Source organism: Actinopolyspora alba (genome assembly GCF_900112765.1).
GTDB classification, from domain to species: Bacteria; Actinomycetota; Actinomycetes; order Mycobacteriales; family Pseudonocardiaceae; genus Actinopolyspora; species Actinopolyspora alba.
This window is the reverse complement of record NZ_FOMZ01000008.1, coordinates 1-13,376: the sequence shown is the minus strand read 5'-3', so window position 1 is coordinate 13,376 and position 13,376 is coordinate 1. Positions and strand designations below refer to the sequence as shown.

Sequence of the window (13,376 nt, the reverse complement as noted above, 5' to 3'; positions counted from 1 at the left end):
CGTCTTCGATGCCCTTCGCGGCCACGGCCTCCGGGTGAGTTCTCTCCCCGACCCTCACGCGGCGATTTCGCGAGAAATTGACGTCGTCGTTCGTGCTCCCCTGCTCCTGTCAGCGCAGCGTCAGCGTCGAATCAAGTCGCGTTGTTACGCACGACGCGTAATCCCTGCCTCGGAGGGCGGTGCCGCATTCCTCCGTGCGGGGCCCCTCATCTGATCGCGTCCGGGGGACGGTCCAGCCAACATCGTTCGCCCCGGACCGGAGGAAAACCGAATGACACTTACCAGGGTTCTGCTCGTGGCGGGCGAACGGCTGACCGGATTTTCGGAGCGGATCGATCGGCTCGTGGCGGAACTGACCGAGCGAAGTCACGAGGTCCGCCTGCGGTATCCGATCTCGGAACTCACCTCCGCCGGACGACCGGTGGTTCGGCCGCCGTTCTTCGACGCCCTGCGTGACTACGGGCGTTCCGGTGCCGAATCCTGGCACAGCCCGGCACACGCCGGTGGGCAAGCCTTCACCAGGACGGGAGTCGGTGCCGAGTTCGCCGAGTACCTCGGCTCGGAGGTGCCGCGCACCGATCTTTCGGTCTCGGTCCCACGCTTCGGCTCGTTGCTGGACTCCACCGGACCGATCGGCGATGCCGAGCGAACCGCGGCGCGCGTCTTCGGGGCCGACGAGACGTTCTTCGTGCTGAACGGGAGTTCCGGAGCCAACCGCACCATCATGCACAGCTGCCTGGCCCGTGGGGACCGGGCGCTGCTCGACCGCAACTGCCACAAGTGCGTCTGCGACGGCGCCACGCTGACCGGAGCTCTGCCGGTCTACCTGCCCGCCCAACGCAACGGTTACGGACTCAGCGGGCCGATTCCACCGGAAGCACTGCGGTGCCACGCTGTCTCGGGCGAGGCGGCGTACGCCGTAGTGACGAACTCCACTTACGACGGGATCTGCTACGACACCAACCGGGTGGCCGAGCTACTCGGCGAATCGGTCGACGACCTCCACTTCGACGAGGCGTGGTTCGCACACGCCGCGTTCCACCCGATCTACCGCGATCGTTACGCCATGGCCGCCGCGGGCAAGGCCGGTGCGCCACGCGTGTACGCAGCGCAGTCGACTCACAAGATGCTCGCGGCGTTGTCCCAGAGCGCGATGATCCACATCGGTGTTCCGGAGGGTGAGGCTCCGGACGGCCACCGCTTCAACCTCACCTACGCGATGCACGCCTCCACCTCACCGTCCTATCCCATGATCGCAGGACTCGACGTCGCCTCGGCCATGCTGGACGGCGGTTCCGGTGCCGCCATGCTGGACGAGGTGCTCGACGAGGCGATCGGTCTCCGACAGGAAGTGGCCGGGTACGCCGCCGAGTCCGCCGAGAGCGGGACGGGATGGTTCTTCGGCGTGTGGCAGCCACCAGCAGTCGAGGTTCCCGAGTCCGGGCAGCTGGTTCCGCTGCACCGCGCCCCTCCGGAACTGTTGCGCTCCGAACCCCGGTGCTGGTCACTGGAACCGGGGGCCGAGTGGCACGGTTTCACCGACCTCGAAGAGGACTACGCGCTGCTCGATCCCTGCAAGGTGACCCTGCTGTCTCCCGGCTGCGATCAGTGGGGTCGGTTCGAGGAGGCCGGACTGCCCGCCAAAATCGTGGCGCGCTGTCTCGCCGAGCGGGGCATCGTCGTCGAGAAAACCGGGCACTACACGTTGCTGTTGCTGTTCACTCTGGGCACCACGGCCGAGAAACGACAGCGTCTCTCCCGGGCGTTGTGGGACGTCAAACTCGCCTACGACACCGATGCGCCGCTGTCCGAAGTGCTGCCCACCCTGCTGGACGAGCACCCTGAGCGCTACGGCGGTGAGACCCTGCGCGGACTGGCGCACGAGATGCACGAGCGGCTGCGAAGCCACAGGGTACCCGAACTGCTGGAACGGGCCTACACCAACTTGCCGCGCCGACCCCGCACCCCCGCCGACGCGCACGACGAGATCGTCCGCAGGCGTACCGCACAGGTACCGCTGGGGCGGTTGGATGGCCACATCGCCGCGAACATGGTGGTTCCCGTCCCACCCGGTGTCCCGATCCTGATGCCGGGGGAGGAGACCGGGAATGCCGAGGGCGACTTCCTGCGCTACCTGGCCGCACTGCGGGATTTCGACCGCGCCTTTCCCGGGTTCGAGCACGACATCCACGGCATCGAGCGCGACGATTCCGGCGAGTACCACGTCGACTGCCTCCTCCCGTAACCCGGTGCGGCGATTTCGCGAGAAATCGACGCCGACGTTCCCCGCAGCCCGCGGGCCGTGCGTCCTACTCGGAGATCGCCGCGGTGCGTGCTCCGGCCGTCGCCGCCGGCTGAAGCGCCCGCTGCGCGAATCCGGCGTCACCCCGATCGGATGAGCCCTCCGGACAGGTTTCACCGCACTGGGGTTCAGGACTCCGCGAGGTGCGGCGGGAAACCACCGGTGGCGATCGGGCCCCAGTCCTTGATCTCGATGCGGAGCAGCGACTTGTTCTGCCAGGCCATGGCTTCGCGGTACTCGTCCCAGTCAGGGTGCTCACCCGAGATGCAGCGGAAGTAGTCGACGAGGCCGTCCAGCGCCTCCCTGCTGTGGGTTTTCCGCGCAGCTCACAGCGTCTTTTCTGCGGTGGCGGAATGCATCTTCGGCAGAGTTCGCACCTGAGACACCCGGTTGAGGAGCGCTGCCGACACCGCTGCAGGTGTTTGACCTGCATCGATGGTTATTTCATGTGTTGCTGTCGTTCCACGGAGCTCGCCTGATTCACCTATCTCATGTCCACGGTCATGCTCGACAACCTTGGTTGCCTGGCCGAGTGGGGCAGGATGTACACGTTTCCGCTTGTTAGAAACTGATGAATATCACTCGTTGCGGGGACGATTTGCCGGGTGATTGTCGTATGCGTCAAGACAAGTAGTAGGTATGGTTGCTATGGCGTGTGCTGTGGTTCTGGCAGTCGCACGACTACGCGGGGCAGCCCAGCAGAGCTGGGCTGCCCCGGGGTGACCGTGTGGTGACGGTCGCTTTGTTATCCGGATGCCGTGTCGACACGACTCGCTATGCGTCCTGTGGTGGTGTCATTGGGTGCACTGCTGCGACGTGTCGATACGGTGTTCTTGCTGCCCATCGGGAGTGCTGTTCCCCTCCGCATCCGCTGGAGGCTGTGAAGGCCTGCTCTTCTTGAAAGCGATTTCTCGTGGTAGTGGGCGAGTCGGTCTGACCAATCCCGAAGGAGTGGTGGCAGGCTTGGGGGCTCCCGCGTTACGCATCTTGGCGGGCCTCACGGTCACTGCAGGTGCTTGCGTTTGTCCATCGAGGGCAGCGTTCCACTTGGTGTGAAAGACACCTTCGCACTCGGACCGACCGCGTTCGTCGAAGGTGTGTCCTGCGAATTCGCACAGGATGTTGATCACTGCATGCACAGTGAGCCACTCCGGAATGGTTTCCCCGCGAAGCAGTCTCCGGATTGTTTCTCTGCTGGGCATGCCCGCCAGATCGCGTTTCGCGATGGTTTCGCTCAGCAAGCGTAACTGAGGTCGGCTCGCTTGCCGATAGTGCTGATGCAGTGATTCCAGGAACTCTCGATGTGGCCCCAACGGAACGACATCAAGGTCTGGCATCGCGATTACTCGCGGCACGCGGACTCCTTTGACACATATGGACACATCTTGTCCTGTATTGACATTCATACTTACTCCTGTTTCCGGCGAGAGCGCCTGTGATCAGCGAAAACATTGGTATGCATGAACATGTCGTTGTACAGTCTCCCACACGAGGTGTATGTGCATGTGCACTGTGTGCCGGTCGAGGGAAGCTCTTCGTGTTCGTCGCTCGGGGTGCGAAGACAGAGTCGAGGGTTCTGTTGGTTACCTTCGAGTAGGGGCGTGTGTTGGAGCAAGTCTTTTCTGTCCGGAGTTGACTCAGCGTTCCTTTGGTGGATCTGCTGATTTGCTTTTGTTAATTACAGGTGGTGGAAGTATCGGAATCAGCTTCGACCGCCAACGAGGGGATGCAAGGTTGAAGCGACACTGATCGAGGTGACTCCGAACGCTGCCAGCCCGCTCGCTACGCCCACAGCGACCGCTAGCAACGTTCCCGATGAATGTGCTGCTCCCAGCCCCGCCGACACTCCTGTCGCGGTGCCGGTCGTAAGTCCGATCACCACCGCCATAACTGTGATCACGAGAGTTCGCAGGGAGCACAGGTGGCTGGTTTCACTTGGGGCTTCGTCCGAAGGGACTGGTTGTTTTCCGCGGTCTCCGTGGGGCTCTCCCATCGAAAGTTACCTCTTTTCCCGTGTACCCGGAAGCTGGCTTTCGTTTCGACGAAAGCCAGCCTCTTATGTCCAGTACCGCCTGGACGATCCAATAGAGATGTCGAGCATTCAGCTGAACGACGACGGTACTGCCTGGATCGCTTGCAGCGCGCTCCATCGATTCTGAAGGATCACGAACATGGGTTGACCAAGAAAGCCACGGTTCGCCGCCGTGTGACGGGTGATGACAATGTCAGCTTTCGGTTGCCAGAGCACGAATTCCTGGGTCAGGAAGAGCCAGTGGTCACCCTGGTCCGGCGGACGCGAGGGGAGTGTTACTGGCCAAGCGATTACCGGTGGTGACGATGCTGGCCCGTGGGTGGCGGGGGAGCTATGCGACCGGTGGTGGGCGTGGACGGCCATCGCCGAGGTGTGGGCACGGTTGCTCAGGCGATATGCGGCAGGTTGTTGACCGGATCTTTTCGAATCCGTTCACCAGTAATCGGTTTCGCCGTGCACTACTGACTTGAACATTACTTCGATCAGGGTGAGGCCGAGAGGGCGTGCGAGGTGGCGTTGCGTGCGCTCGACATCGGGGAACGGTTGAAGTCGGCGCGCTGCGGGGTCTACGTGGCCGAGTTCCGGCAGCGGTTGGACAAGTTGGGCGACAGTCCGGTGGTGCGCGAGTTCAAGGAACAGGCGGCCGAGACCTCGCTGTGGACGCCGGGTCAGTAGGGTGCCCAGTCCCGGCGGCTAGCTCCGGTTCGCATGTCGTCGACGCGGTTGTGGACCTCGGCGGCGCTGCGTGCGTCGTCGCCGGCTTTCTGGCTGAGCCAGATGGTCATGAGCACTTCCCGGATGGCGGCCAGGTCGTGGTAGCCGGGCCATTCGAGCAGGTCGTAGTCGTAGATGCCGACGAAGGTCTCGTACTCCTCGTGGGTGTGCCAGCCGAAGCGGTCGTAGTACATGGCCGTTTGGATCAGGTCCCATTCGCGAGGGCCGGTGGCGAAGCCGTCCAGGTCGATGAGTACGGCGTGGCCGTCGGATGCCCGGATGACGTTGCCGATGCTCGCGTCGCCGTGCACCGGGCCGCGTGGCAGCACGAACTCCAGTTCGTTCCACTTGCGGCGGGCGTCGGCGAGCCCTTCGTGGAGGAACGCGAGGTCGTCGTCGGAGACGCCGCGGACCTTGGCCAAGCGGGTGTCGGCGCGAACGAACGGGTCGAGTTCGGGAAGTTTCAGCGTCTCCGGAGGATCGAGCCTGTGTAGGTCGCGGATCAGCGTGGCGACCTGGCCGATGTCGCCGTATTCCTCGTGTTCCGACACCGACTCCCACACGGTCGCCACACGACCGTCGACCACGATGGGCTGCTCGACGTCGAGAGCACGCGTAGCCGGATAGCCGGCCGATTCGAGCCACCGCGCGACCGCCACCTCCTTGGCGGCCGCGTCGGCGTATCGCGAGGTGCGGGCGATCCGCACGATCACCGGCTCCCGCAACCGGAACACGGCGTTCTCCCCGATCCTGACCAGCTCGGCTCCGGCAGAGTCCAGGCTCGCGCGCTGGCACACCTGCTCCAGAGTCCGGGCGGCGGTCTCGTGGGTGAATGGATCACTGATATCTGCTTCTCCGTCTCGACCTAGTGCCATGTTGATAACTATAGGCTACAGCATCACGGTAGATTGGTAATTTTTCTTTATCTAGCGTTTAGATTTCTTTGTGGCTGAGTATCTTTCTCCAGAAAAATCGCCTTTCCATAGATCTTCGTTTAGAAGAAGAATTATATCCTTTTCGGTTTCTTTGTTGAATACAAGTGCGTCATTCTGTATTAATTTATCCGAATCTAGATCTTTTTCCTTCATCTTTTCTCGTAGCTTTTCTATTGTTAGCTCTGGAAGGTAACCTGAATTGAGAATATTGAGAACTCTGCGCCTCATGTTCCTATTTTTTCTCAGGCGTTCTGCTAGGTAGCTAGGATGATCTACGGGTATTGGAAGCTCACTGCTTAGTTGGTCAGCCCACTCTCCGGCGCTTGAAAGAACCGCCTCGCTATCTTTGAATAGATCTTCGAAATTTTTCTGATTCAAAATTGCCACATCGTCGCCAAGAATTATTAAATCGAAAAATTCATCAAAAGAAAGTATTGGGTTTTCTATTTTTGTTAAGGTTTCGTCGAAAGCTGCAACCAGTCCTTTGGTTGCGAGTCTTATCGGACTGCCCTTGCGGATGAATATTGCGGATACCTCTGGGGATACCGCCAAGTGTAGTGCATAGAGTGTGAGCTGCTTTTTTTAAGTTCGCTTGAGGAGATTTGTTCAAGCGAGGCCCCTTTGGTGATTTGATCAAGCAAAGCTGTGTCGAGTAATTCGTCATGTTTTGCATGTAGCCACGAAGTTTCTTCATCCATCTCGTCATTCGGGTCGTATTCAGCTGGTTCTTTATGTACATGCGTCTTTTTTAGGGAAGTTTTTGCATACTCGCAAAGCTGTCCTATTACTTCTCCGCCAGCTTTGACCATCCTTCCATGCGCGGACTTGCCGGATCTCCAAGCCACAGTAAGTGTGGCCGTGTATCCGTGGTCGAATATTTCGGAGTAAGTTATCATCAATGGGGCCTTTTAGTTGTTGAGATTATTATTATGGCTTGCTGTTCGGTTTGGGCGATTAATGAGAACATTGTTTCCGAAGCGGGTTGCCTCGATTGTGTCACCTTTTCTTAATGATTGTCTTGTTACTACATACGCCCCCAGTTCGTTGGTGTCAACGATAGAAATTACCTTGTATCCTATCAGGTAGAGCAATGGGTTGATCTGGATGATCGAAGAGCGGAGATGTATAGTTGCAGCAATAACTATAAAAACGGCATACGCTGCTGCATCACGAATTGAAGGAGTGGAGACTGTCACGAAAGGTAACAAGTACGTGCCTACGTACGCCCCTGCTTCTGCGCCTGCTGGTTTTGCGTCCTCTAATGTGTGCATCCCTCTTGATGCTCGAGCATCAAGCCGAAAAAGCAGTCCCAATGAGATCATCCCCACGAGTGCTAGCACTATGCATGTAATAATCAGCCATATTGGCTGGAATCTAAGAGCAAGCAGGGCGAAGAGTGGGCTATAGGAAGACAAGAAGAGTAACGGTTTCGCTAGCATGATGCCTCCCTGCAAGTAGTCCAACTGGTCGTCAGGATGTCACATAGGTACGACAATCTTGTGGCTTATGGAGCAGAACGACAGCTTATGGTTTGCAACATCAGGAACTAGCATACGAACTCTCGAAAGTTGTTGATGTTTCTTAGGGTGGAGCTGTGAGCCGTCAGTTACTCAGTGGTAGTATGCTGTTCTTCCTTTGCGGGAATTGGCTCAGGTTCAATGCACGACCTTCGCCCGTTTACCCCGGGCGACGTCGATGAGTCCTTCCTGTCGGAGCAGCGTGATCGCTCGCTGCACGGTGCCGGTGGAGAGGCCATGGGTGGCGGCGAGGTCGGTGACGGTGGGGAGTTCGTCGCCGGGGGAGTAGGTGCCGTTGGTGATGGCGTCGCGGAGTTCGGCGGCGAGGTGTTCGTAGGGGCTGCGGGGCCGGCGGCTGGCGGGCTCGGGTCTGGGGACGGTGTCGGCGATGGTGTTGGCCGCTTTGCGGTCGGCTTCGGTGACCCAGCCGGCGTAGGTGTTCAGCGTGGTCACGCCGCCGTCGACGTGGCCGAGACGGCCCGCCACGGTGCGCAGGTCGGTGCCGTTGGCCAGCAACTCGGTCGCGGAGTAGTGCCGTAGCGCGTGCAGCCGGGTGCTGCGCAGTTCGAGGCGTTGGGCCAGGCGCCGGTAGCGCTGGCTGACGCTGCGGGGCAGCAGCGGAGCGGACCCGTCGGGTTCGATGCTGAAGACGAACGCGTTGTCGTCGAAACCCGTGCCGAGGGCGGCGCAGTTCGACCGCGCCTGCTCGCGGTGGTCCCGCAGCAGCTCGACGGTGTGGGTGTCCAGCGCGATGCGGCGGCGCTGCCGCGTCTTGGTGCTCTTCTCCCGGGCACGTTCGCGCGTCTTGGAGTAGCTGCGCTCGATGGACAGCATCCCTGCCGCGAGGTCCACATCGCCCCACCGCAGCGCGCACAGCTCACCCCTGCGGCACCCGGTGACCATGGTCAGCCACAGCAGCAGACACCACTGTGGATCCTCCGACGTCTCCCGCAGCAGACTCGCGGCCTCGGCGGCCGACGGCGGATCGGGTTCGCTGCGTTCGAACGACGGCGGCTGGGCGATTTCGGCCTGGTTGACCGAGAGGTAGCGCCAGCGCACCGCCCGGTCGAAGGCGGAGCGGAAGATGAAGTGAATCTTGCGCACAGTGTTCGCCGCCAGCGGGGTGCACTCGTGGTCTTTCGCGTGTTTCCCGCCGCACAGGTCCTTGCAGTCCCGCAGCCGGGCGTAGCAGCGCTCCAGCAGTTCGGCGTCGATCTTCGCCGCGGCCGTGGCGCCGAAGGTCGGTTCGATGTAGAGCCGGATCAGGTCCTGGCAGCGCTCGCGGGTGCTGTCCTCGTGCCGCGCGACCTCCAGCCACTGCTCCAGCACCTGCGAGACCGTGACGTTGCTGCGCGGGTGCCGCTTCTCGTCGACCTGGTTCTGCAGCCGGGTCAGCGCCTTCTCGGCCTCGCGGTAGCTGCCGTGGGTCTCCTTGAGGTAGTGCTGCTTGCCCGTCAGCGGACCGACACCGGCATAGACCCGGACGCGGAAGCCGTCGCCACGTTCCTCGATGTTGCCGCGCGAGCGGCGCTTACGAGTCGCCATGAACATCAAGTCCAGGGCAATTTATGCCCACAACCATGCCCACGAACTTCGAACTCTCGACCTCGAAAAGTCGTTTTCGCTGGTCAAACTGGGCGCCCTCGGCAGGATTCGAACCTGCGACACCCGCTTTATGGGATGAGGCTTCGCATCATCTGTCACCGTCGGTCAGTCCTTGGCGTGCGCTGGGGCGGAGCGCGTAGGCGGGGACTTGTTACATGGCGGTAGCAGTGGACGTTTGTCGTTGATTTGTGGGGGTAAAGTGGGGGCGCTTTGAGGGGGTCACACCCTCAACCCGTGGAGTAATGATCCATCGCTGTCATCCGCTGCCGGCGATGCTCAATCACTGGCGTGCGCTGTGACGGAACATCGATCAGCATATCCGTTGTGGGTGGGTGTCAGTCGTTGTCTGTCATCGTTTCGTACACGTAAAGTGCACTCATGATCTTGGGGCTGACTGGCAGCTTGATCTCTACTCCGGGCAGAAAGCACGGCCACTGACCGAGAACCGCTCCAGTTCCTTCACTAATCCGACACTCAGCCACTAGACACTTGCAGCTGCAGTCAGGTCATCTGCGCTCGATTATATAACAAGTTAGTTGACCAGATGACATGCCCCGTAAGATATGCGCCATGAGCGAACTAGATCGACGCGGATGGCGAGCTTTCGACAAGGTAACAGGCGGCGGGGTAGGTGCTACAACTGGCATCCTTACAGGACTGCTCATCAGTCCTGAGCTTGCTTCAGTCGTTGGAAATGCCTCGGGGCCATTGTTTGAAGAAGCTTCCTACAGCATTCGTGCTGTTGTTGATCGAAGGAAAGCGAAAATAGACCAAGCGGGAGAAATTGCTTGCTCCGAAGGAAACTGTACCTTTGAAGTAATATTGGAAAGCGCCCTGGAAGATGATCGAAAAATTGAGTTGATAGCCCGTGCGCTACAGGCGGCTTCTGTTGCTGAAGAAAAAAAGAAAATTAACGCCCTCGGGCGAGCCTTGGCGCGCGGAGTGCTTAACGATTCACAAATAGACGAACAATACAGAATAGCTACAACTCTGGCGGGTGTCGAAGTTATCGATATTCGCGCATTGGCTTTGATGTCCGGTGACAATAAAGCATGGGTCAAGCGTAGCGCTGACGCTAAGAACGGTGGCGTGGCAGCGCTAACCGAAATTGATCCTACCTTGAATAATGTAGTTGATTCGGTAGTGGCGCGGTTGAGTACTCATGGTTTGATTACCGATGAAAGTCCGGGCGGGCTTAGCTTTGGTCACTCATGGAAGGTTACCGATTTTGGTCGCAGCTGTCACAATGCGCTACTCGAAGGGGAGTTTAATTGTGATAATGAGTGAAATTTTTGCCAAGTAAATTTAACTGCAATAATGAGACCATCTAGTTTACCTCGTCGGATGGTGCGCTTGCGTAAACAACGTAAGGGGCCAAAGTGAGGGCGTACGCAGCGGGACCACACTTCGCGGGAACAGGTGCCCAACCGGCCACGGTGCCAAGCCGTACCGGTGCGCGTGCGGTGAGCTTCCTTCGGCGGTCCCTGCCGCCTGGGTCGCCTGCCTTCCGCTCCGCGTCCGGGGATGCCGCCCGCCCACCGCTCGCGGTCGGCCGCCGGCGCCGGGACCGGGCTTGCCCGCACGCCCGGCGTCGGCCTGGCCGACCGCACCAGACAAGCGGGCGGGCGGCTCTCCCCCGGACGCACTGGGCAAGTAGGCAGGCGGCCCCGGCAGGGGCCGCCCTTGATGAAGAAAAGAAACTCTACACACACGCACACTGGGTTGGTGCTGGTTCACCTGAGTGCGGGGAAGAGGTCGGTGAGTGCTTGGGCTCGGGCTTCGATGATGTTCATGCGGGCCTCGTGCTCGGAGCCCTGCGAGTGTGCCTCGTGGTTGGTGGTTTGGCCTTCCCACTTGCGGTAGAACAGTCCGCATTGTCTGGTGAAGTAGCCGTTGGTCACCGCGTCGAGGGCGAGCAGCAATCCGGTGTCTTCGGAGGCTGGTAGCGCCATCCATCCGCCCAGAGCGACGAGCACGGTGGTTCGTACGCACAGGGTCGCCGGGTGTACTTGGGCGCGGTGGTTGTGGCTGCGCCAGTGTTCGAGGACTGATCCGCGGGACAGGACACCTTCGTCGGGGTCCTGGTCGAATCCCACGGTGGAGCCGTCGGGGAGTAGATCGAGTACCCGCGAGGTGCTCCAGTCGATGTGTGGGGAGGACAAGGCCTCGATGTCGCGGGCTAGTGCTCCTTCGGTGAGTAGGTCGTCGGAGTCGAGGACCTTCACCAGTTCCCCGGTTGCTCGGGACAGCGCCATTGTCCGGGCCATTCCGGCCCCGCCTTGGCGTCCGCTGTCGGGTTTGATGCGGGGATCGTCGGGCAGCACGTCGGCGAGGATTCCCTCGTGTCCGTCTTCCTGGACGAGCCATTCCCAGTCCCACTCGGCGGGCATCTCCTGCTCGATCAGCGAGCGGTACGCCTCGGGCAGATAGTGCGCGCTCGGGCCGTGTACGGGCGTGATGACCGATATGCGCCGCGTCATTGGTCCCACCGATTCAGGTGTGTGGTGTAGCTGAGCAAGGTTCGGTCGGCCGACATGAGGATGTCGGAAACCTCGGCGACCGTGTCGGTGGTGTCGATGGAGATCTTGCGCACGGACAGCACCACGACGCCTTCGTCAATGCCCATCTGGTGGGCCTCTTCCGGTGTGGGCAGCCGGGCGGTGACCTCATCGGTGATGCGGTCGATTTCGATTCCGAGGGTCGAGAGCTGGTGCTGTGTCCCTCCGGGCCACGGCTCGTTGGCCTCATCGAGTAGCGCGGGGTTGGCCGAAACCGTGTCGTAGACCAGATACGAGGTCGCGCTCCGGAACGAGGTTCCGTCCGCGGTGTCCCGCGTTTCGTAGGTGCGGCGCAGCAGCTTCGTGTCCGGCGCGATGCCGAACACGGTGGCGAGGTCGTCGTCGGCCTGCGTCGTGTCGTAGGCGATGTGGAAGCTCAGCCGCTCGAACGGCAGCCCGGTGTCCGCCTCGGTCGCTCCCTCGCGCGCCCGGTCCTCCTGCGGGTTGACCACCCGATCCTTTTCCCACTGATACCGGCTGTCGGCGTCCCGCTTAACCCGCTGCGGCGGCTGGCGCACGTAGGTGCCCTTGCCCTTCTGGACGGTCACCAGTCCCCAATTCCGCAGCAGCTTGATCGCGTTGCGCACGCTCGTCCGCGACAGCCCGTAGGTTTCCGCGATTTCGGGCTCACTGTGCAGCGGTTCACCCGGCGAGAGCCGGCCCTCGTGGATCTGCTCCCGCAGCTCTTCGGCGACCTGGATGTAGCGCGGACGCCAGTCTCGTTGCGACATATCCCCAGCGTAACAGGACATGTCTGCCTGTCTGCCATGCTCAGTTGCACTCGTAAACCTGGCTGCCATTGACATGGCTGCCATGTGCTGTAAGGTGGCAACCAACAACAACGAAGGAAGGTGATTGTCATGCGGAACATTCCGGTGAATCTGGGTGGGTACAAGTTGCTGGTGACCGAGGAGCCGATGCAGAAGACGCGGGAGCGGGACGGGATGACCGAGGTTGTCACGGACGCGAAGACGGATCTGCCGTTGTTCATCATCTCGCTGTTCGCCAAGGCCAAGGGGCAGAAGGGCGAGGAGATCAAGGTGACTCTGGATGCCGATCCCGGCGAGGTGGAGGAAGGCTCGTTGGTGGAGTTGGTCGATGCTCGGGTGAGTCCGTTCGATTTCGTCAACGGCAAGGGCGAGAAGGTTTCCGGGATCACGTTCCGCGCGGCGGGTGTCACCCCGGCGGGCTGACCGGGTTTCCCCCGACATTATCGGGGTTCTTTTTGAGTGTTCGCGTCGTGGTTCGGCGTGTGCTTTTTCCTGGTGTTTGAGAATTGCATAGTGGAGCCGAGTTGTGTCTTTTTCCGGCGCATTGTGTGTGTCGGGAAATGGTGTTGATCCCCGGCCGCATGGAGCGTGGCCGGGGGTTTTCAGGGTTTCCCGATAGGAAGGAAGGGTGCTGATGACGATGCGAGCGGGGCAGACGCAGAGTGTGCGTTTTGATGGGTTGTTGACGTGGGTGTCAGAACCTCCGTGGCAGGGCACGAGCGGGAAATTCCGAGTGGGGTTGATCGTCAAGCCGCTTGACGGTCAGGGAACGGTGTCCCGGGGTGGTGATGAGATCCGGGTGACGTTGGACAGTCCTCCGGATTCGGGGTTCGCTGCTGGGGATCGTGTGGAGCTGCTTAGCCCGTATGTGCGGGCCTACGAATTCCTCGCAGGCGGGGGAACAGAAATCGGGCTGATGTTCAAGGCCGCCGCGCTGCAATCG

At 60.7% G+C, this 13,376-nt stretch carries 10 protein-coding genes and 1 pseudogene; 5 read left to right on the top strand and 6 right to left on the bottom strand.

The genetic code is table 11. The features are described from left to right. Window positions 1–271: 271 nt before the first annotated feature. Window positions 272–2,245, top strand: a complete 1,974-nt coding sequence (locus BM150_RS13085) for an Orn/Lys/Arg family decarboxylase (protein WP_092927556.1) — start codon at window positions 272–274, stop codon at window positions 2,243–2,245. Between the two features lie 185 nt (window positions 2,246–2,430). Here the strand turns inward: BM150_RS13085 and BM150_RS25090 are convergent. Continuing rightward, window positions 2,431–2,604 (bottom strand): annotated as a pseudogene (locus tag BM150_RS25090) (PPOX class F420-dependent oxidoreductase); the annotation flags it as partial. Between the two features lie 2,240 nt (window positions 2,605–4,844). On the opposite strand from BM150_RS25090, the gene BM150_RS13075 reads away from it, so the two are divergent. Beyond that, window positions 4,845–5,009, top strand: coding sequence for a hypothetical protein (locus BM150_RS13075; protein ID WP_175496806.1), 165 nt, complete (start codon window positions 4,845–4,847; stop codon window positions 5,007–5,009). Here the strand turns inward: BM150_RS13075 and BM150_RS13070 are convergent. From BM150_RS13070 to BM150_RS13060, 3 genes are all read right to left on the bottom strand, one after another. Next, window positions 5,003–5,923 carry a phosphotransferase enzyme family protein gene (locus BM150_RS13070; RefSeq protein ID WP_092927555.1) on the bottom strand — a complete coding sequence of 307 codons (921 nt, stop codon included), beginning with the start codon at window positions 5,921–5,923 and terminating at the stop codon, window positions 5,003–5,005. The genes BM150_RS13075 and BM150_RS13070 overlap by 7 nt on opposite strands. A 51-nt stretch (window positions 5,924–5,974) precedes the next feature. Continuing rightward, window positions 5,975–6,535 carry a Kiwa anti-phage protein KwaB-like domain-containing protein gene (locus BM150_RS13065; protein WP_092927554.1) on the bottom strand — a complete coding sequence of 187 codons (561 nt, stop codon included), beginning with the start codon at window positions 6,533–6,535 and terminating at the stop codon, window positions 5,975–5,977. Between the two features lie 1,103 nt (window positions 6,536–7,638). Continuing rightward, a complete protein-coding gene (locus BM150_RS13060; protein WP_217641622.1) occupies window positions 7,639–9,051 on the bottom strand; it encodes a tyrosine-type recombinase/integrase in 1,413 nt (470 codons plus the stop codon). A 624-nt stretch (window positions 9,052–9,675) separates the two neighbouring features. On the opposite strand from BM150_RS13060, the gene BM150_RS23755 reads away from it, so the two are divergent. Then, window positions 9,676–10,392 carry a hypothetical protein gene (locus BM150_RS23755; RefSeq protein ID WP_139219523.1) on the top strand — a complete coding sequence of 239 codons (717 nt, stop codon included), beginning with the start codon at window positions 9,676–9,678 and terminating at the stop codon, window positions 10,390–10,392. 446 nt (window positions 10,393–10,838) lie between these two features. Here BM150_RS23755 and BM150_RS13055 read toward each other — a convergent pair whose 3' ends face one another. Then, on the bottom strand, window positions 10,839–11,585 hold the full coding sequence (locus BM150_RS13055) for a glycosyltransferase family 2 protein (protein ID WP_092927553.1): 747 nt from the start codon (window positions 11,583–11,585) through the stop codon (window positions 10,839–10,841). Next, a complete protein-coding gene (locus BM150_RS13050) occupies window positions 11,582–12,394 on the bottom strand; it encodes a GntR family transcriptional regulator (protein ID WP_092927761.1) in 813 nt (270 codons plus the stop codon). Before BM150_RS13050 ends, BM150_RS13055 begins: the two co-directional genes overlap by 4 nt. A gap of 129 nt (window positions 12,395–12,523) precedes the next feature. On the opposite strand from BM150_RS13050, the gene BM150_RS13045 reads away from it, so the two are divergent. Together BM150_RS13045 and BM150_RS24500 are read left to right on the top strand one after the other, a co-directional pair. Then, window positions 12,524–12,856, top strand: a complete 333-nt coding sequence (locus BM150_RS13045; protein ID WP_092927552.1) for a hypothetical protein — start codon at window positions 12,524–12,526, stop codon at window positions 12,854–12,856. Between the two features lie 211 nt (window positions 12,857–13,067). Further along, a partial coding sequence (locus BM150_RS24500; RefSeq protein WP_217641621.1) for a hypothetical protein occupies window positions 13,068–13,376 on the top strand: 309 nt, incomplete at its 3' end.

Coding starts and splice junctions, on each gene's coding strand:
- BM150_RS13085 (WP_092927556.1), top strand. CDS start 272: ATGACACTTACCAGGGTTCTGCTCGTGGCGGGCGAACGGCTGACCGGA.
- BM150_RS13070 (WP_092927555.1), bottom strand. CDS start 5,923: ATGGCACTAGGTCGAGACGGAGAAGCAGATATCAGTGATCCATTCACC.
- BM150_RS13060 (WP_217641622.1), bottom strand. CDS start 9,051: ATGTTCATGGCGACTCGTAAGCGCCGCTCGCGCGGCAACATCGAGGAA.
- BM150_RS23755 (WP_139219523.1), top strand. CDS start 9,676: ATGAGCGAACTAGATCGACGCGGATGGCGAGCTTTCGACAAGGTAACA.
- BM150_RS13055 (WP_092927553.1), bottom strand. CDS start 11,585: ATGACGCGGCGCATATCGGTCATCACGCCCGTACACGGCCCGAGCGCG.
- BM150_RS13050 (WP_092927761.1), bottom strand. CDS start 12,394: ATGTCGCAACGAGACTGGCGTCCGCGCTACATCCAGGTCGCCGAAGAG.
- BM150_RS13045 (WP_092927552.1), top strand. CDS start 12,524: ATGCGGAACATTCCGGTGAATCTGGGTGGGTACAAGTTGCTGGTGACC.